This window comes from Agrobacterium sp. CCNWLW155 (genome assembly GCF_036888815.1).
Taxonomy (GTDB): domain Bacteria; phylum Pseudomonadota; class Alphaproteobacteria; order Rhizobiales; family Rhizobiaceae; genus Agrobacterium; species Agrobacterium radiobacter.
Genome location: NZ_JBAKFW010000003.1, coordinates 27,562 through 53,490 on the forward strand (window position 1 = coordinate 27,562; position 25,929 = coordinate 53,490).

Sequence of the window (25,929 nt, forward strand, 5' to 3'; positions counted from 1 at the left end):
CGCTTCCCATGTCCGTTGCCGTTTCCCCGCTCGCTCCGAAATCCTATCCCGACATGCCCGCGCTACGCGGTGTTCGCATGGCGACGGCCGCCGCCGGCATCAAATACAAGAACCGCACGGATGTTCTGCTGATGGTGTTCGACACGCCTGCAAGTGTCGCCGGCGTCTTCACCAAGTCAAAATGCCCGTCTGCCCCGGTTGATTTCTGCCGCACCAATCTCGGCGGCGGCGTGGCGCGTGCCGTGGTGGTCAATTCCGGTAACGCCAATGCCTTTACGGGCGTCAAGGGCAAGGTGGCCACCGAGCTGACGGCGAAATCCGCCGCCGCTGCCGTCGGTTGCTCCGAAAACGAGGTATTTCTGGCGTCGACCGGCGTGATCGGCGAGCCGCTGGACGCCACCAAATTCGCCGGTGTTCTGGGCGATATGAACGGTATGGCCGAAGCCGATTTCTGGCAGGAAGCCGCCAAGGCGATCATGACGACCGATACCTATCCCAAGGTTTCGACCCGCACTGCCGAAATCGGCGGCGTCATCGTTACCATCAACGGTATCGCCAAGGGCGCCGGCATGATCGCGCCCGATATGGCGACGATGCTCTCCTTCGTGGTGACGGATGCGGACATTGAGCCGGCAGCCCTGCAGGCGCTGCTTTCGGCCGGTGTCGGCCCGACCTTCAATTCCGTGACGGTCGACAGCGACACCTCCACCTCCGACACGCTGATGCTGTTTGCCACGGGTGCGGCAGCTGAAGACGGCCAGGTGAAGGTGACGAGCGCCGATGATGAGCGCCTTGCCGGCTTCCGCGTCGCGCTGAACGATCTCCTGAAGGACCTAGCCTTGCAGGTGGTTCGCGACGGCGAAGGCGCGCGCAAGATGGTGGAAGTCACTGTCACTGGCGCGGAAAACGATGCCGCCGCCAAGAAGATCGCTCTTTCCATCGCCAATTCGCCGCTGGTGAAGACCGCGGTTGCCGGCGAAGACGCCAATTGGGGCCGTGTCGTCATGGCAGTCGGCAAATCCGGCGAAATGGCAGACCGCGACCGTCTCGCGATCTGGTTCGGCGGCGTGCGCGTGGCCGTGAATGGTGAGCGCGATCCGGATTATTCGGAAGCGGAGACGACCGCGGTGATGCGTCTCGAAGACATTCCGGTGAAGGTGGATATTGGTCTCGGTCAGGGCAAGGCCACCGTCTGGACCTGTGATCTCACCAAGGAATATGTTGCGATCAACGGCGACTACCGGAGCTGACCGTTGGAGCCGAAGAGAATGCAGGACAACAAGGCCGTCAATCTGCCGCTGGTTCGCCGTCTGGAAGCCGTCAGCTTCCGGGCATGGCCTGCCTCGTCGGTGATTTATGACGGCAGCTGGCAAATCCGCCTCACAGGCTCGCATCCCTCCAAGCGGATCAACTGCGTGGTGCCGCTCGACCCTTCCGACTACGGAAACAGCACCGTGCGGCTGGAAAAGGCACGCAAGCGCTTCGAGGATTTCGGCCGTCCGCTGGTGGTGCGTGAAACGACGCTGATGCCGCCGCAACTCAAGGACTTTCTGGTCAAGGACGGCTGGTCCATGGTCGAAGAGGTCAGGGTCATGACGGCTGATCTTACCGGCATGGAACTGCCGGAAACGCTGGTCAGCCTGCCGAGCCACGATATCGGCCGTTTTGTCGAGGCGAGCATCAAGGTCAGCGATAGCGACCCGGCCCAGCGATCAGCGATCGCAGAAATCGTTAGTTCGATCAAGCCGACGCTCGGCCTGTTCATCAACGAGGAAGTTGAAGGCAGCCCGCTTGCGACTGTGATCTGCGTGCAGGATAACGATCTTGCCGGCATCCTGTCGCTCGACGTTGACAAGTCGCAGCGCCAGAAGGGCCTCGGTACGCAGATTCTGGCGTCGGCGCTGCGTTGGGCACGGATCAGCGGTGCCAAAAGCGCCTGGTTGCAGGTCGTCTCGACAAATGTGCCCGCAATCGCGCTTTATGAAAAATTCGGTTTCACCGATGCCTACCTCTATCGCTACTGGCGCAAGGTTGACGAAAAATGAGCGAAGCGGGCAAGAAGATTCTGCTGGTCGCCGCCTGTGCGCTCCTCGATCGGGATGGGCGCATCCTTCTGGCGCAGCGTCCTGAAGGCAAGTCGCTTGCTGGCCTGTGGGAGTTTCCGGGCGGCAAGGTGGAGCACGGTGAGACGCCCGAGGAAACCCTTGTTCGCGAGCTGGACGAAGAACTGGGCATCAAGACCAAGGTCGCCTGCCTTGCACCGCTGACTTTCGCCAGCCACACCTATGAGACCTTTCACCTCCTGATGCCGCTTTACGTGTGCCGCCGTTATGAGGGCATTGCGCATGGCCGGGAAGGGCAGGCGCTGAAATGGGTAAAGCCGCAGGCTCTGCGCGATTACCCCATGCCGCCGGCCGATGAGCCGCTCATCCCTTTCCTGCAGGATCTGCTGTAAGCTGGCGGCGTGGCGTTTGCGCGCGATCGGGTAAAGATCAGCCTGTCGAGTAACGTAGTTGTCGAGTGCGAGGCTGTCTCGCCTCAATATGACGTCATCCTCGGGCCTGTCCCGAGGATCTATCCGCCCTTGTAAGGTCATCCCGTCACAGCTTCGTGAAAATGCCCTGTTGCCAGCGCTTTGCCGTACCAAAACGGGGCTGTGTTAAGAGATCGTTCAGCACCCTCTGGCAGATTGTTAAGCTAAAGAAGCGGTAAACTGCGCGAGACGAGGTTGGTCATGAACGAGGATTTCTGGAAGACGGTGGAAGGTCGTCATTTGTATTCCAACAAATCCCGTCGCACCGGCGTGCTCAATGTGGCGCTGCTTTTTGGCACGGCGGTTATCGCCCTTTCCCTGATCATCACCCCCATGCTTGCCGGAAAATCTTCCACGCGCGTGGCGCAGTTTCCCGAAAATTACGACATGATCAGCACGGGCTCCATCAAGAAGACCGATGCCGGCAAGACCTATTCCATTCGTCGCAGCATCACCCAGCCGATGCCGGAGATGCCCTGCGTGGTCACGGGTTACAGCAACGAGAGCGGTTGCTGATCGTTTACCATCAACGGTAACGGATTTCTCACATCGCCGACCTAGGATAGTGTTGATTTCAACAGGGCAGATGCCGGTTGTCGGAACGCACCGGTGGATGGGGAATATCCTGTGCTGCATTTTTTTATCAATTTTTGCAAAAACGAAGACGGTGCGACAGCCGTTGAATACGGCTTGATCGTGGGGCTGCTCTCCGCCGCCCTCATCGCTGGCGCAGGCAACATCAGCAGCAATATCAATGCCGTGTTTCAGTTCATCGTAGATACTTTTGCCCAGTCGAACCTGTAGGGCTGATCGCTCAGGACAGCTTCACCTCTGTTGTCTTCAAGGCATCGGCAAGCCGCACCTTGGCGGAGCCGGGCTTTAGCGGTTTCTGCTGGCTTTCGTGCGGGGCCCAGCCTGATACGTAAATAATGGAAAATGTCGCCCTTATCCGCCCGTCAGGATCTGAATAGCGCTCGGCGTAAAGCTCCGCTGCGCGCAGGAAAAAGGCGCGGTTGAGCGGTTTTCTGCTGCGGCTTGCCAGCGGGTTGGCCATGCCCATGGCGCGCAGATCCCGCATCAGCGGAAAAATAGAATCGTAACGAACCGTGTAGCTTTCCGCATCGGTAACGGGAAGCGCAAACCCGGCGCGCTGCAAAAGCGCGCCGACATCGCGCACATCGGCGAAGGGAATGACACGCGGACTTGCGCCCCCGGTCAGTTCGGCCTCTGCGGTCAGCAGCACATCGCGCAGCTCCTGCAGGGTGCCGCTGCCGGGAATGGCGCCGAGAAACAGGCCGTCCGGTTTTAATGCCCGCCGGATCTGGATCAGCGCGCCGGGGGTGTCGTTGGTCAGATGCAGGGCAAGTGGTGAGACGATGAGATTGGCGGAGGCCTCGTCAAGCGGCAGATGCTCCATGGAAGCGGCCTCGGGAATATTTGCATCGGTCGCAAAAGAACTCTCGGTTTCGATACGGCGAATGGTATCGACCTTGCCGGTCTCCGCCAGGCGTCGGGCGGTGACGCCGGTTCCGCCATGAAGTTCGATCGCGGTCTCGAACTGGCGCTCGACGATGGCGAGCCTGTCGGCCAGCTCTTCGGCCGCCATATCGAGAAGAAACAGGGCCTTGTCATCGCGTCTGGCCCACGCCCGGTGACGGTTTTGTTCGATCAGGGCCTGGTCAAAGAGAATATCCATCGTCTTGCCTGCTCGGCCGCAAACGCCTTCGGGATCGGCGGGCCGTATCGTTACTGTCATGCCGCTGCGGGCATCGTTCTCCCGGTGACGGGACGGAACTATCGCTCTCGCAAAGGCACCCGTTCGGCGGTAAAGTCAACCTCATGGGTGCTGGTGAAAGTCTGTTTTCGGGGTTGCTATCGAAGTCCGCGGCCGTGCCGGCGGCAGCAGGAGACATATGGCGCGCGTTCTTCCGTATGGTCTACCCGCCAACCTGTGCGGGCTGCACCCGCATGACCGGCGGCGAGGGCGCCTTATGCGCGGATTGCTGGCGGGATGTGGGCTTTATCGATCGCCCCTTTTGCGAGGTTCTGGGCATTCCCTTCGCACGGGATCATGGAAGCGGTTTTGTGAGCGCGCGGGCCACTGCCGAACCGCCGCCCTTTGACCGGCTGCGTGCCGTCGCAAGCCATGAGGGAACCGCCCGCAAGCTCGTGCACCGGCTGAAATATCAGGACCGGACCGATCTCGCCCGACTGATGGCGCTGTGGATGCTGAGGGCAAGTGACGGAACGGTGAGTGACTGTGATTGCATCGTGCCCGTTCCGTTGCATCGTCACCGTTTCCTGCGCCGCCGTTTCAATCAATCCGCCGAGCTGGCACGGCATCTGGCCAAGGCCGCCGACAAGCCCTTGCTTGCCGGCACGCTGTTGCGCGTGAAGCCGACCGAGCGGCAGGTGGGGCTTTCGGCACTTGCCCGACAGGACAATATGCGCGGCGCTTTCGCGCTCGCGCCCGGCCGGGAAACCGATGTCCATGGCAAGCGCGTGGTGCTGGTGGATGATGTCTATACGACAGGTGCGACGGTGGGTGCGGCAAGCCGCGCCCTGCGCAAGGCCGGTGCCGTGGATGTGACGGTTTTGACCTTTGCAATGGCCATTTCCGGCCCTATATGAAACCTGAATGACATGACTTTATCGTGCGTTTTACCGCACGTTTGCGAGGGCTTTGAAAACATGGCACCGGTAACGATCTATACGCGGGATTTTTGTGGTTATTGCGCGCGCGCCAAGGCGCTGCTGGACAGCAAGGGCGTGGATTACGCCGAATATAACGCCACGACGACGCCCGAATACCGGCAGGAAATGATCGAAAAATCCGGCGGTACAACGTTCCCGCAAATCTTCATCAATGGCCAGCACGTGGGCGGTTGTGATGATCTGCACGCGCTGGAGCGCGCCGGCAAACTGGACGTGCTGCTGGCCGCCTGATCGGCCCGATTTGCGGGCATGGAGGATATGATGAGTTTCAAGGCTGCCGCCATTCAGATGCGTTCCGGCGTCGACCCGGCAAAAAACGCCGCCGATATGGAACGGTTGGTGCGGGCGGCTGCAGCCGAGGGCGCCGTTTATGTGCAGACCCCGGAAATGACGGGCGCCATCCAGAAGGACAGGCAGGCGTTGCGTGCGCAATTGCAGGATGACGATGGCGATATCATCGTTGCGACGGCCGCGCGTCTCGCCCGCGAACTCGGCATTCATGTCCATGTCGGCTCGACCGCGATTGCCCGGCCGGATGGCAAGATCGCCAATCGCGGTTTTCTCTTCGCGCCGGATGGTTCGCGCATCTGCAGCTATGACAAGATCCATATGTTCGATGTCGATCTCGACAATGGTGAAAGCTGGCGCGAAAGCGCTGCTTATCAACCCGGCGAGGTGGCGCGTATCGCTGAACTTCCGCTGGCGAAATTCGGCTTTGCGATTTGTTACGACGTCCGTTTTCCGCAGCTTTTTCGCGCTGAAGCACTGGCCGGTGCAGAGGTTCTGACGGTTCCGGCGGCTTTCACCCGGCAGACGGGGGAGGCGCATTGGGAGATCCTGCTGCGCGCCCGCGCCATTGAAAATGGCGCTTTTGTCATTGCTGCCGCGCAGGCCGGCGTGCATGAGGACGGGCGCGAGACCTTTGGCCATTCCATCATCATCGATCCCTGGGGCAAGGTTCTGGCCATTGCCGGCGGCGCTGGAGAAGAGATAATCATCGCCGAGATCGACACGTCGCTGGTCGCGGCTGCGCGTGGCAAGATTCCCAATCTGCGCAATGCTCGCGAGTTCGGACTGGACACCGTCATTCCCCTGAAACCTGCCGGAGGTGAAGCGGCGTGATCCGTTATGCGCTGGCCTGTGAAAAGGGCCATGAGTTTGAAGGCTGGTTTGCCGGTAGCGACGATTTCGACAATCAGTTGCAGCGCGGTTTCCTGTCCTGCCCGGTCTGCAATTCCGTGCAGGTCTCCAAGCTATTGATGGCGCCCTCGGTCTCCACCGCCCGCAAGAAAGACGAACGCCAGACGCTCGCCATGGATACGGCCAGGAAAGAGGCGATGGCGAAAATCCGCGAGGCTGTCGCCAATATCCGCGCCAATGCCGAGGATGTCGGCGATAAATTTCCCGAAGAGGCGCGCAAGATCCATTATGGCGAAGCGGATGAGCGCGGCATCATCGGCAATGCCTCTGCGCAGGAAGCCAAGGCCCTGCTGGATGAGGGTATAGAGATCGCGCCGCTGCCGGTCTTGCCTGATGACGTCAACTGAATTTCTTTAGAACGACATCACTCACATAGCGCCCCGCGTTAGCCTTGCGCCGGTCGTTTCGCCAGCATCATGTAGTTGACCTCCATGTCAGGTGAAAGATTCCAGCGGTCCTGCAGCACGTTGTAGAACACGCCGGTGCGGTGGATGATATCCATGCCGCTTGCCACCAGCGGCCTCTCGAGCTCTTCCGGGCGAACCAGCTTTTCATATTGGTGCGTGCCGCGCGGCAGCCAGCGCAGCACGTTTTCGGCGGCGAAGATTGCCAGTGCCCGGGCTTTGAGCGTGCGGTTGATGGTGGCGGCGAACATCAGGCCCCCGGGTCGCACCATTTTTGCGCAGGTGGTGACGAAGAGATCGACATTGGCCACATGTTCGACCACCTCCATGTTGAGGATGACGTCGAAGGTCTCGCCAGCTTCCTGCAACTGTTCGGCGGTCACGGCGCGGTAGTCAACGCTGACCCCGCTTTCGCGGGCGTGGGTGGAAGCGATGCCGATATTTTTTTCCGAGGGATCGGCGCCCACAACATCCGCGCCCATGCGCGCAACGGGTTCGGAGAGAAGGCCGCCGCCGCAGCCAATATCCAATATGCGCAGCCCTTCCAGCGGGCGGTGCGCCTTCGGGTCGCGGCCGAAATTGTCGCAGATCCGGTTGCGGATATATTCGAGCCGCACCGGATTGAACTTGTGCAACGGGCGGAACTTGCCGGTCGGGCTCCACCATTCCGCAGCCATCGCGGAGAAGCGATCCACTTCGCTCTGGTCGACGGTCGTCTGTGCGGTTTCGCTCATGGTTCTGCTCCATATTGCTGTTGCATTGAAGTCGGATGATTGCCCCCCGAAGTCAAGACCGGCGGTCCATTCCGGCGGCAATTTGTCGGGCGCTCATTGCCGCAGGTGGAACTGATGAGGCGTCTCATTTGTTTCATGCTGCGTTCATGCAGCAACGCGTATTTTCCGATCGTGGCAGTATGCGGAACGCATACTCGTCCATCGAAGTGGTGGATGCCGACAAGGGCAAAGCGGGCCTTTGCTTGAGGAGAAAGAAGTGAAGAAAAAACTGTTTGGCGCAATTGCGCTGGTGGCCATGCTCGCCGCGCCGGCACTTGCCGAAGCTGCGACGCGCGGTTTCGCCACCGCGAATGTGAATATGCGCTCCGGCCCGAGCACGGCCTATCCGGCTGTTGTGGTGATCCCGAATGGCGCGCCGCTCACCGTCCATGGCTGCCTTTCCGACACGCCCTGGTGCGATGTCGCGTTCGTGGGTGGTCGCGGCTGGGTAGCCGGGCGTTACATAGCCACGACCTACCGGCAGAACCGGGTCTATGTCGAACCGCGTTATTACCGCGATCTCGGCGTGCCGGTTATCACCTTCGAAGTCGGCCGTTATTGGGACCGCTATTATCGCGACCGCGACTTCTACCGCGAGCGTGACCGCTGGCGTCGTCCGCCGCCATCAGGCGGTTACTGGAACGCCCCGCCGCCGAGTGCCGGATGGGATCGCCCGCGTCCGCGTGACGAGTGGCGTGACGGACGCCGGGATGACTGGCGTGATGGTCGTCGTGACGAGTGGCGCGATCCCCGTCAGGGTGGCGGTCCGAATGACGGACGCTGGGAACGTCGTTATGGCGATTGGAACCAGGGCGACAGAAATCAGGACAGGCCCCGTCGCGATGACGATCGCCGGCGCTTCGAAGATGAGAACCGGGATCGCAATCGCGATCGCCAGCCAAATCAGAATGAGGGCCGGCTTCCTGCCGAGCGTCGCCAGTGGGATGACCCGCGCCGTGCGCCTGCGTCGGAAAACCTCCGGGATGGCTGCCGGGTCGGCGATCCGGGTTGTGACCCGCGCTAAACAGACGAAGCCCGGCGAATTTCGTCGGGCTTTTTCATTGGTGGCTTCAGCTTAACGGCACGAGCCCTTATTTCGTGGCGGCAGCCTTGCGGGCACGGCTCTTGGGTTTCGCCGGGGTTTCTGCATCCGGTGCGGCATCGGCAGCCGCGACCTTGGGAGCGGCCTTCTTGCGCGTTGCGGGTTTTGTCGCTTCCGATGTCTTCAGCAGCGAAAATTCATGTCTGGCCTGTTCCCAGTGGTGCGCGTCGCGCCCAGTGGGATGGCCTTCCTTTTCCCAGAGTGTATATGCCCGTTTGCTGATCCATTCGTGTTCCGAAACCTGCATGCTCGTCTCCCGTTGCTGTTTACAGCGCCTTTGAGAAGGCGACATTCCGCTTGGTCCGGCACACGCTCGACAGGAATCAATGCCGGCATTTCCAGAGCCCATTACATGCCATGATTTTCCGGGCGTCAAGCAAACATGCTGCATTGCAAAAACGGATTTCTGGCATTTTGTCCCCGTTAAAGCGGTTTGGGCGAAAGACGTTCCTACAAGAGAAGATCAACGTTGCGTGATCGGCCCAAGGCCGCCAAGATGGCCGGATGAATGGGCAGCGGAGGAGGCGGTCTTGGAACAGACAACGGAAGCGGATGCGCAGGTCATCGTCAAGAAGCGGGGAGGGGCTGGCATCATTCGCCTCAACCGCCCGAAGGCGATCAACAGCCTGACGTTGCCGATGGTTCGCGGCCTGTTTCAGGCGCTTCAGCGTTTCGAGGAGGATGCCGGTGTTGCCTGCGTGGTGTTGACCGGGGAAGGCGACAGGGGGCTTTGCGCCGGGGGCGATGTTCGCATCATTCATGATCTTGGCAAGGCCGGCGACCCCCAGGTGCTTGATTTCTGGCGGGAAGAATTTCCGCTCAACTATCGCATCGCCCGCTTCAGCAAGCCCTATTTTGCCCTGATGGACGGCATCGTCATGGGCGGCGGCGTCGGTATTTCAGCCCATGGCAGCCACCGCATCGTCACGGAACGCACAAAACTCGCCATGCCGGAAACAGGCATCGGTTATTTCCCTGACGTTGGCGGCTCCTGGCTCCTGCCACGAGCGCCGGGCGAATGCGGCACCTGGCTGGGGCTGACGGGCAACGCGGTTACGGCCGCTGATGCCATCTACGCCGGCTTTGCCGATTATATTGTTCCTTCGGACCGTCTCGACGGTCTGGTCCAGAACCTGTCGCAAGCGGCGGATATAGACAGCATCGAGACGGCGATCATGGCGCAGGCGGTTGAGGCCGATGAAGGCGTTTTATCCATAAATCGGGATATTATCGACGCGACATTCCGCTTCGACACGGTTGAGGAGATTTTCGCCGCGCTTTCGGCGCGCCAAGATGCGTTTTCGCGCGAGACCCTTGAGGTCCTGCAAAAGCGCTCTCCCACCAGTCTGAAACTGACCCTGAAGCTGCTGCGCCTCGGTCGGGAAAGTGCGAGCCTCATCGAATGCCTAGAGCGGGAATTTGCCGCCGGCACGGAGATATTGCGCCAGCACGATTTTTACGAAGGCGTGCGTGCGGCCCTTATCGACAAGGACCGCAATCCCCGCTGGCAACCGGCGCGGCTGGAAGAGGTGCGGGAGGAGAATCTGGCGCCCTATTTTGCCGGGCATTCCGGCAATCTGTTTCCCGATCATCGCCTTTAGATCAGTGGAGACCGCGCCTGTTGCCTGGAGACTGGCGAATCTCCGCCCTCATTCCTGTGACAAGCACAAGGACGAGGGCTACGCTCAATGCGAATACATGTTGCGGGCGTAATGAATTTCATGGTTCTCTCCGAGATTTTGGGAAGGGTGACGCAAAAGAAATTCGGCTTCTTGCCCTATATGAAATCATCACCTTTTGAGTGCTTATTCTTTGGGTGAAATTTCCAATCCATACCCCTGCAAGGCACAGTTGTTTCTCGCGGGCGTTGCCGCCGCCCGCTATGTTGAACACCATTCGAATTGCCGGGGGTATTCATGAAACGTCTTCTCATTATCGGTACTGCTTTTGCCGCTCTTTTTGCAGGTGCGGCGCAGGCGCAGTCTCCGACCACCATCCTCAACGCATCCTACGATGTCGCCCGCGAAGTTTTTGCGGCCGAGAACGAGGCGTTTATCAAGCAGCATCCGGGCGTAACCGTCGATCAGTCGCATGCCGGCACCTCCAAGCAGGCGCGCGCCATTGTCGAGGGTCTTGAAGCTGATGTTGTCACCTTCAACCAGGTGACCGATGTCGATTTTCTGGTGAAGCAGGGCTTCGTTTCCGCCGACTGGAAGAAGGATTTTGCGAACGACGCATCGCCGTTCTATTCCTTCCCGTCCTTCCTCGTGCGCGCCGGCAATCCCAAGGGTATCAAGGACTGGGACGATCTTGCCCGCGACGATGTGAAGATCGTTTTCCCCAATCCGAAGACCTCGGGTAACGCCCGTTACACCTATCTCGCCGCCACGGCTTACGCCAAGGAGAAGTTCAACGGCGACGAGAAGAAGGTCCAGGAATTCGTCAAGAAAATCTTCGACAATACGCCGGTTTTCGACACCGGAGGCCGCGCCGCCACCACCACTTTCGTGGAACGCGAGATCGGCGACGTGCTGATCACCTTCGAAGCCGAGACCCGCGGCATCGCCAAGCAATATGGCGCCGACAAGGTGGAAGGCGTTGTGCCCTCCGTCAGCCTGCTCGCCGAATTCCCGGTGGCCGTGGTGGATAAGGTGGTCGACAAGCGCGGCTCGCGTGATCTGGCGAAGAGCTATCTCGACTTTCTCTATACCGAGGAAGGCCAGCGCATCGCCGCCGAATTTGGCCACCGCGTTCACGATGAAAAGGTCGTTGGCGAGTTCAAGGACAAGTTCCCGGCCATTCGCCTCGTCAACGTCGATGATGTCTTCGGCGGCTGGGACAAAATTCAGAAAGAGCATTTTGCATCCGGCGCGACGCTTGATACGCTTTACGGCAGCCGTTAATCACAACGACAAAGAACAGATAGAAGACCCGGCGGGAAACTGCCGGGTCGCTTTTTGATGAATTGGGGGCGGGGTTTGAAACGGAATGTTCTGCCGGGGCTGAAATTGTCCCTTGGCGTTACCCTGACTTACGTCGCCATCATCGTGCTTCTGCCGCTCTCGGCGCTGGTGTTCAAGGCGGCAAGCCTAGGCCCTGCCGAATATTGGTCGATCATCTCTTCTCCGCGCGCCGTCGCCAGCTATCGTGTTACCGTGCTCTGTGCGCTGGCCGCCACGCTGTTCAACGTCATTTTCGGGGTGGCGCTTGCCTGGGTGCTGACACGTTACCGCTTTCCCGGCTGGCGCATCGTGGACGCCATCGTCGATCTGCCGTTTGCGCTTCCCACCGCCGTTGCCGGCATTGCGCTGACGACGCTTTTTGCGGGCAATGGCTGGTTCGGCTCGGTGCTTTCCCAGTTCGGCATCAAGGTGGCCTATACGCCGCTTGGCATCATGGTGGCGATGGCCTTCACCAGCCTGCCCTTCATCGTGCGCACCGTGCAGCCAGTGCTGGAAGACCTTGATCCGGCGCTGGAAGAGGCGGCGCAATCGCTCGGCGGTTCCGATCTCGAGATTTTCCGCAAGATCATCCTGCCGCTCCTGACGCCGGCGTTGCTCGCCGGTCTGTCGCTGTCCTTCGCCCGCAGCCTCGGCGAATTCGGGGCGATCATCTTCATCGCCGGCAACCAGCCGTTTTCGACGGAGATCACCGCGCTGCTGATCTTCATCCGGCTGGAGGAATATGATTATCAGGCGGCCGCCGCCATCGCCTCCGTGCTGCTCATCACCGCCTTCGTGATGCTGGCGGTGACCAATTACCTGCAGGCGCGTGCGCTTCGTTACACGGTGAGGGGCTGAAACATGAGTGCCGTTTCTTCACATCGCAAGCCGCCGCGTGTTGGTGATGCGCCTCTTGTTCGCCGCAGCCTGATCGCCTTCGTGCTCGTCATAGGCGCCCTGCTGGTCGTCGCACCGCTTGTCATCATCGGCGTCGAGGCCTTTTCGCAGGGCTGGAAGGTCTATTCCGCTACCATCACCCATCCCGATACCCGCCACGCCATCATGCTGACGGTATTGACGGCGCTGATCGCCGTGCCTGTTAATACCGCCTTTGGGGTCGCGGCGGCATGGGCGATCACCAAGTTCGATTTCCCGGGCCGGCGTTTCCTGCTGGTGCTGATCGAAATACCCTTTTCCATTTCACCGATCGTCGCCGGCGTCGCCTATCTCTTCGTTTACGGCCTTCAGGGGTTGTTCGGCCCGTTCCTCGATGCGCATGATATCAAGATACTCTTCGCGCTTCCCGGCATCGTCATCGCCTCGATGTTCGTGACTGCGCCTTTCGTGGCGCGCGAACTGATCCCGCTGATGCAGGCGCAGGGCCGTGATCTTGAGGAGGCGGCGACCTCGCTTGGCGCATCCGGCTGGCGCACCTTCTTTTCGGTGACCTTGCCGAATATCAAATGGGCGCTGCTTTATGGCGTCGTGCTGTGCAACGCCCGCGTGATGGGTGAATTCGGCGCGGTATCGGTCGTATCGGGCAATATTCGCGGCCAGACCAATACGCTGCCGCTGCATATCGAGCTGCTTTACCACGACTACCAGACGGCCGGCGCCTTCGCGTCAGCCTCCATCCTTGCCTTGCTCGCCGTCGTCACCATCATCGCCAAGGTGGCGCTGGAACGACGCGGCGCCGGGCGCGGGGCCAAGAAGACCAACGGCGACGCCGCCATCGCCACGGAGACCTGATTCCCATGAAAATCCGCCTCGAAAATGTGGTGAAGACCTTCGATACCTTCCGCGCCGTGCGCGATGTTTCGCTGGATATCGAAAGCGGCGAGCTTCTGGCACTGCTCGGTCCCTCAGGCTCCGGCAAGACGACGATTTTGCGCATGGTCGCCGGTCTCGAATATAGCGATGGCGGCCGTATCTTTTTCGGCGACGAGGACGCCACCAATATTCCGGTGCGTGACCGCGGCGTCGGTTTTGTGTTCCAGCATTATGCGCTTTTCCCGCATATGACTCTGCATCAAAACATCGCTTTCGGCATGAAGGTCTCGAAGGTGAAGCGGGACAAGGCGGCGATCGACGCCCGCGTTGGGGAGCTTTTGCGGCTGGTGAAGCTTGATGGTCTGGGCGACCGTTTCCCGGCGCAGATTTCCGGCGGGCAGCGGCAGCGCGTGGCGCTGGCGCGTGCGCTTTCGGTCGATCCAAAGGTACTTCTGCTCGATGAGCCTTTCGGGGCGCTGGACGCCAATGTGCGCCGCGACCTTCGCCGCTGGCTGCGCGAGATTCACGATTCGCTCGGCATCACCACGATTTTCGTGACGCATGACCAGGAAGAGGCGCTCGATCTTGCCGATCGTGTTGTCATCCTCAATCAGGGCGAAATCGTACAGGAGGGCACGCCGAAGGAGGTCTGCCGCCAGCCGAACAGCGCCTTCGTCATGCGCTTTCTGGGTGATGCCAACCGGGTCTCCGGCGTGGCGCGCGGCGGCAAGGTCTATGTCGGTGACAATGAGCTGCCTTTCTCCTATGCGCAGGGAGATGGCGTCGTGGATATCTATGCCCGCCCCGGCGATCTCGAATGGGAAGATCTGCATGAGGGCATTCCGGCCTCGGTGGCGCGGGTTCTCGACCGGGCGGGTGAACGCCGGGTAATCGCCAGCACCGATGGCGGCGACATCCTGGAATTTGACGTGCCGCCGGAAAACGACGTCGCCGCCGGTGACCGCGGTTCCGTCATCATCCGCCGGGCGAAGATTTTCCCGGCGGCATGAGCCGTTGTCAGCTCACAAGCTCGAAGGCGCTTTCTGCCACAAGCTTGCCGTTGATCATCAGCTCAACCCTGTGAAGGCCGGGATAGTGTTTGCGGGTGGTGAAATCGCGTATGGCGCGGCTGATCGACAGCGCGCATGTCTCACCGGGCTGAAGCTCGATTTCTTTCCACTTGAAGACTTTCGCCGAGGCGTCGCCGCTCTTCTTCACGTAGTGCACGGCGTAGTCGATCACCAGTTTCTGCGGGCGTTTCGCCGTCGAGGTGAAAGAGGCTGAAATCCGCACAGGGTTGCCGAGAGCCACCTTGTCCGGCGTAACCTGAAATGCCGCAAGTGCAATTTCCGCTTCCTCATGTGCGCCAAGATGGGCAAGCGCGGCGGCGTCGCCCTTCTTGATCAACGTGCGCAGGGCTTGGCGTGTAATCCAGCGCGTATGCGGGTTTTCCTTCGGCCATGCATCGATGAGCGCCAGCACGAAAGCGGGATTGTCCTTGGTGATGTCGTTCAGATGATTGGCGACGGATTTGCGCACATAAAGCGCCTCATCAGCTTTCATGGCCTCGAGGATACCAGTGACCGGGGATGGATCGTCGATCAGGGGTTTGAGCTGGAATGACCATGGCAGGCGCGGCCGGCAGCCCTCGCTCGCCAGCCGCCGCACATGTTCGTTTTCATGTCGTGACCATGTCTCCATCACGGCAAGGGTACGGGCCATATCCCTTTGCAGGAAATGACGGATGGCGAATTCCGAGGAGCCGAAACGGGTGAAATAATGCAGCGCTTCCATGGAAAGATCGAAATCATCGAGGCCGTAGAGCGCCACATATTCCGGCAGCGAAATGGAGGCAAAACCGTTGCCGATGCCCGGCGCTGCGGCGGTCAGGATTTCGATGTTGCGGGCATAGTCGCCGGGAAGTGTCGCATGCAGGCTCGTCGCCACCTGCCGCATACGCTGCATGATCCCCAAGGCCTCGAGGTTTTCGGTGGCGAGCGCCATGAAGGCTGAGATGTCAAACTGCGGATGGACGGCCCTGGTCTGATCGGCGATGTGCCGCAGTTTCTCGCGGTTGAAGATTTCCTTCAATGAAGGTGCCGCCGTGTCGCTCATATTGCCCTCAAAGTTCACTTTTTGTTCTTTTAGGGCAGGATGAGGCTGGAGGCAAGGGCTGAGCAACTTTCGAAGAGTGCTGACGGACCGAGTGGGTACCGCTTACTTCTTCTCCCCGACGGGGAGAAGAAGTTTCGTGACAAACTAACTTCAGCTCATCTGGCTGACGAATTTGGTCTCCAGATAGGCCTGAACCGCTTCCGAGCCGCCTTCCGTGCCATAACCGGAATCCTTGATGCCGCCGAAGGGGACTTCGGGAAGCGCAAGGCCATTATGGTTGATGGTCAGCATGCCGGCCTCTACCTGCTGGCCAAGTGCGTGCGCGGTCTTGACCGAACCGGTAAAGGCGTAGGATGCAAGGCCGAAGGGCAGGCGGTTCGCTTCGGTGATGGCGTCATCGAAGCTCGAGAAGCGGTTGATGATCGCGACCGGGCCGAAGGGCTCGTCATTCATGATCTTGGCGGTGGTGGGCACATTGGCGAGAACCGTCGGCTCGAAGAAATTGCCCTTGTTGCCGATGCGACGGCCGCCGGTCTTCAATTCTGCGCCATGGGAAACGGCGTCGCTGATGAGGCCTTCCAGTGCCGGAATGCGGCGCTCATTGGCGAGCGGGCCCATGATGACGCCATCTTCGAGACCGTTGCCGACCTTGATGGCCTTCGTCGCTTCCACGAAACCTTCAAGGAAGCGATCGGCCACGCCGTCCTGCACGAGGAAGCGGGTGGGGGCGACGCAGACCTGACCGGCATTGCGGAACTTGGCAAGCGAGGTCACTTCGATCGCCTTGTCGATATCGGCATCGTCAAAGATCATGACAGGCGCGTGGCCGCCCAGTTCCATCGTGGCGCGCTTCATGTGCTTGCCCGCAAGTGCGGCCAGATGTTTGCCGATGGGCGTGGAACCAGTGAAGGAAATCTTGCGGATGACCGGATGCGGGATCAGATATTCCGAAATTTCGGATGGAACACCGTAAACGAGACCGATGACGCCGGCAGGCACGCCCGCATCCACGAAGGCGCGAATGAGTTCGGCCGGCGATGCCGGTGTTTCCTCGGGCGCCTTGACGATGATGGAGCAGCCGGTGGCGAGCGCTGCGGAAAGCTTGCGGACGATCTGGTTGATCGGGAAGTTCCACGGCGTGAACGCCGCCACAGGGCCGACCGGCAGCTTGATGGCAAGCTGCGAAACGCCGCTCGCGCGGGCCGGGATGACCTGGCCATAGGTGCGGCGTGCTTCTTCCGCGAACCAGTCGATGGTATCAGCGGCACCCATGATTTCGGTGCCCGACTGCGCCAGCGGCTTACCCTGCTCGCGGGTCATGATATAGGCGATCTTGTCCTTGCGCTCGCGCAGGATATCGGCAGCCTTGCGCATGATCTTCGAGCGCTCGAAGGGGGAGGTGTCGCGCCACAGCTTGAAACCGCGCTCGGCGGCGGCAAGCGCCAGATCGAGGTCTTCCTTCTCGGCGTGCGCGATCGCGCCGATGATCTCGTCGGTTGCCGGATCGGACACGGCGATCGTCTTGCCGGAAACGGCGTCTCGCCATTCGCCATCAATGAGAAGTTTGATGTCGGGATAGGTGTGCATAGGGGCTACCTTCATGATGCGGCCGATACGGCGGAAGCCGTCCGGCCCGGAGACGTGAACAGAATTGTCCTGGCCGGATGAAACCGGCATCGCGGCTTTCGCTGCGCGGAACATGTGTCTGGATATTTCCGACAAGAGGCTTCTGGAATTGCCGGAAACGGAAACGACAGCCTTTATATTAAGTTCCGGGCGGTATGTTTCAACCGTGTGCTCCGGCAATCGTGATGATTTTTCTATGATGTGGAATTTGTCATTCGTCATTTCAATCCGGCGCGGAGATGGGGCGACGCCTGCCCGGCCGCCTCACGCGAATCAGATGAACCTGTGCGGCGACGGCGAGGCTCTCGCCACAATTCGGCCTTTGTCGCACCTGACGAATTATCGGGAGGGGTCTCCGGGGCTTGCCGCCTGCGTCATAACAGGGCGTCGAGTGTAAAAAACTACAATAAGACGGAAAAATTATCCAAAGGGTTTACTCAAAACCTAGAGAAAATACGGATAAAATCTCAGTGAGGATATAACATCAGTTCCTGATATATATTGCTAACGTCGGTTCCCTTGACCTTCAAAGGTTGGTGAAAACCCTCGACCTGAACGTTATCGATGGAGAAAAAGTATGAGTTTCGCCCGGGTACTTCTCAGTGCGTTCTTGTCGCTTGCGTGGCTTTCCTGTGCCGAAGCCGGGGAAATTGCCAAACCGCAGGGAAAGCCGATATTAACCATATCCGGAAACATCAGTAATACGAATGCCGATGGCGCCGCGGTATTTGATCGTGACATGCTGGAAGCGCTCGGCATGGAGACGGTGGAGACGACGACGCCCTGGCATGATGGCCGTGTCCGTTTCGATGGTGTCTCGCTGGCGAAACTGATGGATGTCGTCGGTGCAAAGGGCACCAGCGTCACGGCGGTCGCTCTCAACGATTATGTCAGCACGATACCTATTGAAGATTTTAAGAAATTTAACGTTATCCTGGCGATCAAGCTGGATGGCAATTACATGACAGTTCGCGAAAAAGGCCCGTTGTTCGTCATCTATCCCTATGACAGCGACCCGGAGCTGCAGAAGCAGACCTATTATTCGCGGTCCGCATGGCAAGTTGCCAAACTGATAGTGGAATAAAGGTGCCGTTTGCGAAAACTTGTGGCGGTGATCATCTGTTGCTTCGTCCTGGCAACGGGCTATATCGCTTTCGTCATTGCCGAGCGGCAGACCGCTCTGCAGAAATTCGCCCGCTACAATGATTCCTGGGCCGTCAGCCAGACCGTAGCCGAATATCTGCGCCTCCAGAACAAGCTGGCCGTCTTTGCGCTCAATCCCGGCAAGATCGACCGGGACGAGTTGCAACTGCGTCTGGACATCATGCTGAGCCGCCTTGAGCTTCTGAAGCAGGGCAATCTGGGCGCCTTCATTGACGAAAAGCAGCAGTGGCGGGATCTAGTGACCCGTCTTGATGCCGTTCTGGCCCGTCTGGAGCAGCAGGTGAACAACCTTAATCCGGCCGATGTGCCGGATCTGCTTTCGGCAATGAGCGCACTTGACGCGCCGATGACGACGCTGGCCTCGTCTTCCGTCGCTTATGACGTCAATCTCATCGATACGGCCCATGAGGATGTGCGCAAGCTGCATATCGTTTACACCGCGCTGGCAGGCGGCCTCATCCTGTGCGGTATAGCACTTGTCATATTGCTGCTTCGCCAGAACGACCTCCTGAACCGCGCGCAGAAAAGCATGCGCGGCCTGACGGACGATCTACGTGCCGCCACGCTGGAATTGCAGGCGAAAAATGTCCGGCTCGAGCATGATGCCTATCACGATGCGCTGACGGGCCTGCCGAACCGCGCGCTGTTCCGGCAGGAATTGATCGAGAGATTGCGCCGATCCTTCGGCGGTACGGGAACGACGGCCATCCTTCTCCTCGATCTCGACGGCTTCAAGGACGTGAACGACACGCTCGGCCACGATGCGGGCGATGCGCTGCTTCAGGCCGTGGCGCAGCGCCTTTCGGCCATCGGTGGTGATTATGACATGGTCTGCCGTCTGGGCGGCGACGAATTCGCCGTCGTCTCCGACGATCTGAACGAGGACGCCGCCCGCCGCCTTGCCACCAAGCTCATCGACCAGATCAGCCGCACTTACCAGCTGGGTGAGCAGGAGGTCAAAATTGGCACCTGCATCGGCATCGCCATTTCGCACGGCGCCGTCGATGCGGATGAATTGTTCAAGCGTGCCGACTTGGCGCTTTATGAGGCCAAGGCTATCGGCCCCGGCCGGGCGAGCGTTTTCAAGGTCCGCATGCAGAAACAGCTGACCGAGAAGAAATCCTTCGAGGCCGATCTGCAGACCGCGCTGCAGAACGACGAGATGGAAGTCTATTACCAGCCGCAGGTGGCGACGCAGACCCGCAAGCTCTGCGGCTTCGAGGCGCTGCTGCGCTGGAAACATCCGGTGCGGGGCGATGTGCCGCCCAGCGTTTTCATTCCCGTGGCGGAAAGAACCGGTCTCATCCATTCGCTCGGAAAATGGGTGATGGAGACCGCCTGCCGCGAGGCGATGGGCTGGGACGAGGACATGAAGGTGGCCGTCAATCTGTCGCCGGTTCAGTTCCACAGCACCAGTCTCATCCAGAACGTCATGGGCGCGCTTGAGAAAAGCGGGCTGGAGCCGAGCCGGCTTGAGCTTGAAATCACCGAATCGATCCTGCTCAACAAGAGCGACCAGACGATCAATACGCTGTCGCGGCTGAAGGCCGTCGGCATCAAGATCGCCATGGATGATTTTGGCACCGGCTATTCATCGCTCGCCAACTTGCGCGGCGTACCCTTCGACAAGATCAAGATCGACCGCTCGTTCCTGCGCGATATCACCAGCGACCGCGATGCGCTGGCGATCGTGGAATTCGTGGTCGGTGTCGGTCGCAGTCTGCGGATGACGACGATTGCCGAAGGTATCGAGACGGAAGAGCAATATGAATGCGTCAGGCGTCTGGGATGCGATCAGGTTCAGGGATATCTGATCAGCAGGCCATTGCCGGCCAAGGAGCTGGTGGCCTGGAGTTCCGTCTGAGACGGGGCCTGTTTGACGGCGGCCGTATCTTGAATTTTTACCAAGTCATATTGTTGCTTGCGAAAACCGATACCGGTTGCCGCAACGATGCTGTAGAGCATTCCCGGTCGATATGGGATCATTCCGACGAAGCGGCCGGGTTTTGCGAAAAGGCTTGAGACATGGAAATACTGGACGTGCATGGAGTTGCCCTGCCTCTTTCTTCCGACGAGGTGTCGCCCGTCATCTGGCAGGCGCTGACCGACGGCAGCTACGAGGCGAAAGAGGCCCGCAGCGTCCTGAAAGCCATCAAGCCCGGCGATCGTGTGCTGGAGCTGGGCTCCGGTATCGGGATCATCACGTCGATCATTGCTGGCATTGAGGACGTTTCCGTCTGGGCTTTCGAGGCCAACCCCTCCACGGCGGCGCTGGCAGAGCGGGTGATCAAGGCGAATTGCCGCGGTAATGTCGTGTTTTCGCAGGGACTTCTTACCGCCGACGAGCCGAGCTCCTATTCTTTTTACGTTCGCAAGGATCTCTGGATGTCGTCCATGGACGAAAAACAGGGCCCCTATGAAAAGCGCATCGAAATCTCCTCCGCCAATATCGATAAATTTATCGCCAGCCGGGGCATTACCGCGCTTGTCATGGATATCGAGGGCGCGGAACGCGACCTGCTCGGCAGGGCCGATCTGACCGGCGTGGAGCGGATATTCGTGGAGCTGCATGACCATCTTTACGGTCTCGCCGGGGTTCGCGATATCATGCAGGCGTTGACCGCCAAGGGATATGCCTATGATCCGCGCGGTTCACGCGGGCCCTGCGTCCTGTTCTCGAAGGACGAGAGCCCGAGAGAATACGATCCCGAGGTTGACTGAGGCCGAGGGTCGCGTCGAATTCAAGGAACCGTCCGCCTGTCATCTCGTTCTTACCTGTGCATGAGGGCGTGGAGCGGGTCGACGCGTGTGCCGGAACGGGTATGCGGTTCGAAAAGATAATTTCATAAACAGCAATTCATTCTCAATTATTGTTGCAATTGTCGCAACCGTTATCCTGCGTCATCATCCCTCCATCAAACCGGCGCACAACAGGCTGCACCGGAGATGCCAACGCAACCGAAGGAGAAACGATCATGGGCTTTGTTAAGACGACAGACGGAACCGAAATCTTCTACAAGGACTGGGGCCCGAAGGACGCTCAGCCGATCATGTTCCACCATGGCTGGCCGCTCAGCTCCGATGACTGGGATGCGCAGATGTTGTTCTTCGTTTCCAAGGGTTTTCGCGTCGTCGCCCATGACCGCCGTGGTCATGGCCGTTCCGCCCAGGTTGCCGACGGTCACGATATGGACCACTACGCCGCCGACGCCTTTGCCGTCGTCGAAGCTCTCGATCTGAAGAATGCTGTCCATATCGGCCACTCCACCGGCGGTGGCGAAGTTGCCCGTTATGTTGCCAAACATGGCGAACCCGCCGGCCGTGTCGCCAAGGCGGTTCTCGTTTCCGCCGTGCCGCCGCTGATGCTGAAGACCGAGGCCAATCCGGAAGGCCTGCCGATGGAGGTTTTTGACGGCTTCCGTTCTTCGCTCGCCGCAAACCGCGCGCAGTTCTTCCGCGATGTGCCAGCCGGCCCGTTCTACGGCTTCAACCGCGATGGTGCGACCGTTCATGAAGGCGTTATCCAGAACTGGTGGCGTCAGGGCATGATGGGCGGCGCAAAGGCCCATTACGATGGCATCAAGGCCTTCTCGGAGACCGACCAGACCGAAGACCTGAAGAATATCAGCGTTCCGACGCTGGTGCTGCATGGCGAAGACGACCAGATCGTGCCGATTGCCGACTCTGCACTGAAGGCCGTGAAGCTCCTGAAGAACGGCACGCTGAAGACCTATCCCGGTTTCTCGCACGGCATGCTCACCGTCAACGCCGATGTGCTGAACGCCGATCTCCTGGCCTTCATCAAGGGCTGATACTTCTGCAAAATCATAATGCGGCCGATCATTCGGCCGCATTTTTTGTTTCGCATCAGGCCAGACGGCCCCGCCAGGCATCGCGGTAAGAAGTGAGGCCGGGAATATCGTGCGGCGTGAAATGGCGCTCGCGACCGGCAAGCGGTTTGATGCCGGTGAGCAGGGCCGCGCCTGCGCTGGTGCCGGTAGACCCTTCGACTGCCGTTACTTCCGTCTCTGCAAAGCCGGCCAGCGCCTTCAGATAAAAGGCGTTGCTGGCGAAGGGGCCTTCCACAAGGATTGGACCTTTCCGCCCGATGAGCGAAAGGCTGAATTCCGTCATCAGGGCAAGATAAAGCGACGTCGCCGCGTGCCGTTCCGCAGCCGTGGCATTTTCATCGCCGATCCAGCGCGCCGCCTTGTCGGGAAATGGACCGGAGCCGCTGACGACGCTCGGCAGCAGCATCATGCCTCTGGCAACCACGTCGCTGAGCGCCGCGTCTATCGCTTCGTCTTCCGCTGCCCCTAATTGTTGCGCGAGCATTTCATATTCCCTGCCGCCCATGAAGCGGGAGGAGGGAACGGGACGGCCGAAAGCATCGACATTCAGGAGTGTGTCACGGGTGGGATCGAGCGCACCCGCCGCGCCGCCAATGGCGAAATTCACCACCCAGGTGCCGGTGGAGACGACCGAAAAATCACCGTCCCGGCGCAGAAGATGCGGCAGGAGCGACGCGTTGGAATCGTGGATGCCACAATAGACCGGCATATGCGGCGAAAGGCCGGTTTCCATTGCCAGCGATGGGCGGATTGTTCCCAGCACATCAAAAGCGGGGCGAACCGGCGCCATCAGCTGCTCGATGCCGAGACGCGCGACGAGCGAGGAGAAACTCTTCCGCCGCGGGCTCCAGAGATCCGTATGGCAGCCGAGCGAGGTCGTTTCCGTGGCCTGAACGCCGGTCAGCCGCCCCGCCCAATATTGCGCATAGGTGACGATACTTCGCACTCTGGAGAAATCGTCCGGAAAGGCCTCTTTCTGGAAATGGATTTGCGCGCCAAGGTTCAGCCCGGCGGGAAGCTGCGGTGAGCCGGTCTCGGCAAAATCAGGCCTGATGCCACGATAGGCTTCCTGAATGGCTGCGGGGTAGCTGTGTTCATAATCGAGCACGGGCATGGCGAGATCGCCGGTCCCATCGAGAAGCGCTGCCGAAGCGCCATGGGTGGTGATGGAAATCGCATCGAAACCGTGCTGCTGGCCGAACCGCTGAAGGGCGGAGAGAATGAAGCGCCAGAGCATTTCCACATCGTAATGCGGATAAATTCCATCGCGAAGGACAGGGTTCGCCTGTTTCTCGGCAGCAATCTCCTCGCCGCTGCCGGTGTCGATGACGACGACCTTGGCATTGGTCTTGCCGATATCGATGACCGCGACACGGCCCGGTTTGATGCTGTCGGTCATGGCAGATGGAACACCGTCACCAGATCTTTCGCAATGGGCGAATTGTCCGGATTACTCTCCATGATGTCAGCCATATGCGCCCACCACTTCTTCATCACGGGATGGTCGGGCAGTGACGCCATGCCGTGGTTCTTCGGCCGCGTCAGCACGCCGAAAAGGATGCTGGTTTCCGGGTCGAGATGGATGGAATAATCGCTGACGCCCGCCTCATGCAGCAGCGCCACCAGTTCCGGCCATATCTCGTCATGGCGCTTTTTATATTCGGCCTCTTTTCCGGCAAAGAGTTTCATCCTGAAGGCGTGTTTTTCGAATTCCGGCATGGCTCAGCCTCTCATGGCCCGAAGGCGGCGCACAACGATGGGGATGGCGATGGTGATGATCAAAAGCAGGCCGACGAAGATCGACATGACGATACCAGGCACATTGAGCAACCCAAGCCCAAAGGTGACGAGGCCCATGACGAAGGCCGCGATGACCACACCTGCGATGGTGCCGGAACCGCCGAGAATGGAAACGCCGCCCAGCACCACCATCGTCACCACCTCAAGCTCCCACCCTTGAGCGATCGACGGGCGGGTGGAGCCGAGGCGCGAGGTGAGGCAGACGGCGGCGATGCCGCTCATTAGGCCGGTGAGCAGGAACAGGATGAACTTCACGCGTTCAACGGGAATGCCGGAGAAACGGGCGGCGAACGGGTTGTTGCCGATCACATAGACCTGCCGGCCGAAATTGGTGGCGTGCAGCAGGATGGCGAAGAGGATTGCCATGACGATGAACAGCACGAATTCGAAGGAAATGACGGAGATGACGTAACCCTGACCGAAATAGGCGAAATCGGCCGGGTATTTGCCATAGGCCTGATCGCCCAGCACCATGTAGGAAATGCCGCGAAACAGGCTCATCGTGCCGATGGTGACGACAATGGACGGCAGTTTCAGCCCTGCGACCAGAAAACCGTTAAAGGCCCCGCATAAAAGCCCGGTGCCGATGCCGATGGCGACGAGGCCCGGCGTGCCGATGCCCATCTGCACCGCAGCGCCCATGGCGGTGGAGGCGAGCGCAATGATGGCGGCGACGGAAAGATCGATTTCGCCGGCGATGATCAGCAGCGCCATCGCAAAGGCGATAATCGCCTTTTCGGTGAAATTGAAGGTCGCGTCCGACAGGTTCCAGGCATTGAGGAAATAGGGCGAGGCCAGCGAATTCGCGATAAAGATGAGGATCGCAACGCCAAGCAGCAGCACTTCCCAACTGGCCATGATGCGGCGTAGTGGCGTGCCGAGCTTGTCTGGAATGATGCGCGCGTTCTGCGTCGGTTGAGATGGCGTGCTCATGCTGCGGCCTCCTTGGCCTGATCGGCTGCGGCTCGGTCACGCAGGATGATGCGGCCTTTTCTGGCTTCGGCGCGGGCGTTGAAGACGACGGCGAGCACGATCACTACGCCGGAAATCGCCATCTGCGCGAAGGGCGAGATGCCGATGACGGGCAGGGCGTTCTTGATGACGCCGAGGAACAGCGCGCCGAGCACCGCACCTGCCACCGAGCCGATGCCGCCGGCAATCGAGATGCCGCCGATCACATTCGCCGCCACGCTGTCCAGCTCGAAACCGGCGGCGATGTCGACATAGGCAACCGCATAACGCGATACCCAGAGATAGCTGGCGAGGCCGGCAAGTGCGCCTGACAGCACGAAGGCGAAGAAGCGCGTGCGGCCCACATCGATGCCCGCATAGACGGCCGCGCTCGGATTACCGCCCGACGCATAGGCCGAGCGGCCAAAGGAGGTGCGGCTGAGCACCAGCCAGGCGCCAGCGATGATGAGGATCGCCACCCAGGAAAGGACAGGCATGCCGAGGATCATGGTGCGCGGCACATTGAGGAAGGTCGGCGAAAGCTGGTGCGCATTCACCCAGCCGCCGCCCGAAAGCACGAATGCCATGCCGCGATAGATGGTAAGCGTGCCGAGCGTGACGACGATGGGCGGAATGCCGAGCCACCAGACGAGCACGCCGTTAAGCGAACCGAGAAAAGCGCCGATGCCGACCGCCATGACGATGAGAAGCGGCAACGGAATGCCCGGAAAGGCGGCATTGGTCATCGCCACCGCCATGCCGGTAAAGGCGAGATTGGCGGCAACGGAGAGATCGATGGATTTGGTGAGAATGACCGCCATCTGGCCCAGCGCCAGAATGATAAGGATGGAAGTATCGTTGAAGATATTGACGAGATTGGCCGGCCGGCCGAAACCGGGGGCGCGCAGCGCAAAACCGGCGATCATGATGAGGATGATACCCGCCAGCAGCCATTCGCGATTTTTGAGTAGACGTTGCATGGT

The 25,929-nt window shown here is 59.9% G+C and carries 28 protein-coding genes; 19 read left to right on the forward strand and 9 right to left on the reverse strand.

Annotated features, from left to right (window positions below):
- Window positions 1-8 precede the first annotated feature (8 nt).
- The 5 genes from argJ to V6S97_RS12725 all read left to right on the forward strand — a co-directional run bounded on the left by argJ (window position 9) and on the right by V6S97_RS12725 (window position 3,337).
- Window positions 9-1,250: a bifunctional glutamate N-acetyltransferase/amino-acid acetyltransferase ArgJ gene (gene argJ, locus V6S97_RS12705; RefSeq protein ID WP_003507058.1), complete on the forward strand. Its 1,242-nt coding sequence runs from the start codon at window positions 9-11 to the stop codon at window positions 1,248-1,250.
- An 18-nt stretch (window positions 1,251-1,268) separates the two neighbouring features.
- Window positions 1,269-2,045, forward strand: a complete 777-nt coding sequence (locus V6S97_RS12710; protein ID WP_003507056.1) for a GNAT family N-acetyltransferase — start codon at window positions 1,269-1,271, stop codon at window positions 2,043-2,045.
- On the forward strand, window positions 2,042-2,455 hold the full coding sequence (mutT, locus tag V6S97_RS12715) for an 8-oxo-dGTP diphosphatase MutT (RefSeq protein ID WP_003507054.1): 414 nt from the start codon (window positions 2,042-2,044) through the stop codon (window positions 2,453-2,455). Before V6S97_RS12710 ends, mutT begins: the two co-directional genes overlap by 4 nt.
- Before the next feature lie 279 nt (window positions 2,456-2,734).
- Complete coding sequence (locus V6S97_RS12720) at window positions 2,735-3,049, forward strand: hypothetical protein (RefSeq protein WP_003507052.1); 315 nt, start codon at window positions 2,735-2,737, stop codon at window positions 3,047-3,049.
- Between the two features lie 93 nt (window positions 3,050-3,142).
- Window positions 3,143-3,337, forward strand: coding sequence for a Flp family type IVb pilin (locus V6S97_RS12725; protein WP_003507050.1), 195 nt, complete (start codon window positions 3,143-3,145; stop codon window positions 3,335-3,337).
- A 10-nt stretch (window positions 3,338-3,347) separates the two neighbouring features.
- Here V6S97_RS12725 and V6S97_RS12730 read toward each other — a convergent pair whose 3' ends face one another.
- Entirely contained in the window at window positions 3,348-4,229 is an 882-nt protein-coding gene (locus V6S97_RS12730) for a methyltransferase domain-containing protein (RefSeq protein WP_334426976.1), read from the reverse strand.
- A 143-nt stretch (window positions 4,230-4,372) separates the two neighbouring features.
- Between V6S97_RS12730 and V6S97_RS12735 the strand changes: the two genes are divergently transcribed.
- Genes V6S97_RS12735 through V6S97_RS12750 form a run of 4 tightly spaced genes read left to right on the forward strand, consistent with a single transcriptional unit; the run spans window position 4,373 to window position 6,795 of the window.
- The gene (locus V6S97_RS12735) at window positions 4,373-5,164 is read left to right on the forward strand and encodes a ComF family protein (RefSeq protein WP_035213057.1); all 792 of its coding nucleotides are present in this window, start codon (window positions 4,373-4,375) and stop codon (window positions 5,162-5,164) included.
- 60 nt (window positions 5,165-5,224) lie between these two features.
- A complete protein-coding gene (grxC, locus tag V6S97_RS12740) occupies window positions 5,225-5,479 on the forward strand; it encodes a glutaredoxin 3 (RefSeq protein ID WP_003507043.1) in 255 nt (84 codons plus the stop codon).
- Window positions 5,480-5,509: 30 nt separating this feature from the next.
- Entirely contained in the window at window positions 5,510-6,370 is an 861-nt protein-coding gene (locus tag V6S97_RS12745) for a carbon-nitrogen hydrolase family protein (RefSeq protein WP_003507041.1), read from the forward strand.
- Complete coding sequence (locus V6S97_RS12750) at window positions 6,367-6,795, forward strand: DUF1178 family protein (RefSeq protein WP_003507039.1); 429 nt, start codon at window positions 6,367-6,369, stop codon at window positions 6,793-6,795. The genes V6S97_RS12745 and V6S97_RS12750 overlap by 4 nt, the downstream gene beginning before the upstream one ends.
- Before the next feature lie 38 nt (window positions 6,796-6,833).
- On the opposite strand, the gene ubiG is transcribed toward V6S97_RS12750, so the two are convergent.
- Window positions 6,834-7,586 (reverse strand): bifunctional 2-polyprenyl-6-hydroxyphenol methylase/3-demethylubiquinol 3-O-methyltransferase UbiG, encoded by a 753-nt coding sequence (ubiG, locus tag V6S97_RS12755; RefSeq protein WP_003507037.1) that lies wholly within the window; start codon window positions 7,584-7,586, stop codon window positions 6,834-6,836.
- Between the two features lie 256 nt (window positions 7,587-7,842).
- Here ubiG and V6S97_RS12760 point away from each other — a divergent pair, with 256 nt between their 5' ends.
- The gene (locus tag V6S97_RS12760; RefSeq protein WP_003507035.1) at window positions 7,843-8,649 is read left to right on the forward strand and encodes an SH3 domain-containing protein; all 807 of its coding nucleotides are present in this window, start codon (window positions 7,843-7,845) and stop codon (window positions 8,647-8,649) included.
- Between the two features lie 67 nt (window positions 8,650-8,716).
- Here the strand turns inward: V6S97_RS12760 and V6S97_RS12765 are convergent, their stop codons facing one another.
- Entirely contained in the window at window positions 8,717-8,974 is a 258-nt protein-coding gene (locus V6S97_RS12765) for a DUF2934 domain-containing protein (protein ID WP_003507032.1), read from the reverse strand.
- 283 nt (window positions 8,975-9,257) lie between these two features.
- Between V6S97_RS12765 and V6S97_RS12770 the strand changes: the two genes are divergently transcribed.
- From V6S97_RS12770 to V6S97_RS12790, 5 genes are all read left to right on the forward strand, one after another.
- Window positions 9,258-10,328, forward strand: coding sequence for an enoyl-CoA hydratase/isomerase family protein (locus V6S97_RS12770; RefSeq protein WP_003507030.1), 1,071 nt, complete (start codon window positions 9,258-9,260; stop codon window positions 10,326-10,328).
- Window positions 10,329-10,643: 315 nt separating this feature from the next.
- Window positions 10,644-11,630 carry a thiosulfate ABC transporter substrate-binding protein CysP gene (cysP, locus tag V6S97_RS12775; RefSeq protein WP_003507029.1) on the forward strand — a complete coding sequence of 329 codons (987 nt, stop codon included), beginning with the start codon at window positions 10,644-10,646 and terminating at the stop codon, window positions 11,628-11,630.
- Window positions 11,631-11,687: 57 nt separating this feature from the next.
- Window positions 11,688-12,527: a sulfate ABC transporter permease subunit CysT gene (gene cysT, locus V6S97_RS12780; protein WP_080570316.1), complete on the forward strand. Its 840-nt coding sequence runs from the start codon at window positions 11,688-11,690 to the stop codon at window positions 12,525-12,527.
- A gap of 3 nt (window positions 12,528-12,530) precedes the next feature.
- Complete coding sequence (gene cysW / locus V6S97_RS12785) at window positions 12,531-13,418, forward strand: sulfate ABC transporter permease subunit CysW (RefSeq protein WP_020012071.1); 888 nt, start codon at window positions 12,531-12,533, stop codon at window positions 13,416-13,418.
- A gap of 5 nt (window positions 13,419-13,423) precedes the next feature.
- A complete protein-coding gene (locus V6S97_RS12790) occupies window positions 13,424-14,449 on the forward strand; it encodes a sulfate/molybdate ABC transporter ATP-binding protein (RefSeq protein WP_087745830.1) in 1,026 nt (341 codons plus the stop codon).
- A gap of 7 nt (window positions 14,450-14,456) precedes the next feature.
- Here the strand turns inward: V6S97_RS12790 and V6S97_RS12795 are convergent, their stop codons facing one another.
- Together V6S97_RS12795 and V6S97_RS12800 are read right to left on the reverse strand one after the other, a co-directional pair.
- Window positions 14,457-15,554, reverse strand: coding sequence for a DNA alkylation repair protein (locus V6S97_RS12795; RefSeq protein WP_111793832.1), 1,098 nt, complete (start codon window positions 15,552-15,554; stop codon window positions 14,457-14,459).
- A gap of 150 nt (window positions 15,555-15,704) precedes the next feature.
- Entirely contained in the window at window positions 15,705-17,141 is a 1,437-nt protein-coding gene (locus V6S97_RS12800; RefSeq protein ID WP_099087377.1) for an NAD-dependent succinate-semialdehyde dehydrogenase, read from the reverse strand.
- Window positions 17,142-17,757: 616 nt separating this feature from the next.
- On the opposite strand from V6S97_RS12800, the gene V6S97_RS12805 reads away from it, so the two are divergent.
- The 4 genes from V6S97_RS12805 to V6S97_RS12820 all read left to right on the forward strand — a co-directional run bounded on the left by V6S97_RS12805 (window position 17,758) and on the right by V6S97_RS12820 (window position 22,156).
- Window positions 17,758-18,264, forward strand: coding sequence for a molybdopterin-dependent oxidoreductase (locus tag V6S97_RS12805; protein WP_003507019.1), 507 nt, complete (start codon window positions 17,758-17,760; stop codon window positions 18,262-18,264).
- Window positions 18,265-18,285: 21 nt separating this feature from the next.
- Entirely contained in the window at window positions 18,286-20,208 is a 1,923-nt protein-coding gene (locus tag V6S97_RS12810) for a putative bifunctional diguanylate cyclase/phosphodiesterase (protein WP_223564893.1), read from the forward strand.
- Between the two features lie 161 nt (window positions 20,209-20,369).
- Complete coding sequence (locus V6S97_RS12815) at window positions 20,370-21,065, forward strand: FkbM family methyltransferase (RefSeq protein ID WP_112295565.1); 696 nt, start codon at window positions 20,370-20,372, stop codon at window positions 21,063-21,065.
- 254 nt (window positions 21,066-21,319) lie between these two features.
- Window positions 21,320-22,156 (forward strand): alpha/beta fold hydrolase, encoded by an 837-nt coding sequence (locus V6S97_RS12820; RefSeq protein WP_003507013.1) that lies wholly within the window; start codon window positions 21,320-21,322, stop codon window positions 22,154-22,156.
- A 55-nt stretch (window positions 22,157-22,211) separates the two neighbouring features.
- Here V6S97_RS12820 and V6S97_RS12825 read toward each other — a convergent pair whose 3' ends face one another.
- The 4 genes from V6S97_RS12825 to V6S97_RS12840 are packed head-to-tail and all read right to left on the reverse strand — an operon-like array spanning window position 22,212 to window position 25,926.
- Complete coding sequence (locus V6S97_RS12825) at window positions 22,212-23,594, reverse strand: FGGY-family carbohydrate kinase (RefSeq protein ID WP_113007383.1); 1,383 nt, start codon at window positions 23,592-23,594, stop codon at window positions 22,212-22,214.
- Window positions 23,591-23,914 carry an L-rhamnose mutarotase gene (gene rhaM, locus V6S97_RS12830; protein WP_003507009.1) on the reverse strand — a complete coding sequence of 108 codons (324 nt, stop codon included), beginning with the start codon at window positions 23,912-23,914 and terminating at the stop codon, window positions 23,591-23,593. The genes V6S97_RS12825 and rhaM overlap by 4 nt, the downstream gene beginning before the upstream one ends.
- A gap of 3 nt (window positions 23,915-23,917) precedes the next feature.
- On the reverse strand, window positions 23,918-24,928 hold the full coding sequence (locus V6S97_RS12835; protein WP_003507008.1) for an ABC transporter permease: 1,011 nt from the start codon (window positions 24,926-24,928) through the stop codon (window positions 23,918-23,920).
- Window positions 24,925-25,926, reverse strand: a complete 1,002-nt coding sequence (locus tag V6S97_RS12840) for an ABC transporter permease (RefSeq protein ID WP_003507007.1) — start codon at window positions 25,924-25,926, stop codon at window positions 24,925-24,927. The genes V6S97_RS12835 and V6S97_RS12840 overlap by 4 nt, the downstream gene beginning before the upstream one ends.
- Between the last annotated feature and the right edge of the window lie 3 nt (window positions 25,927-25,929).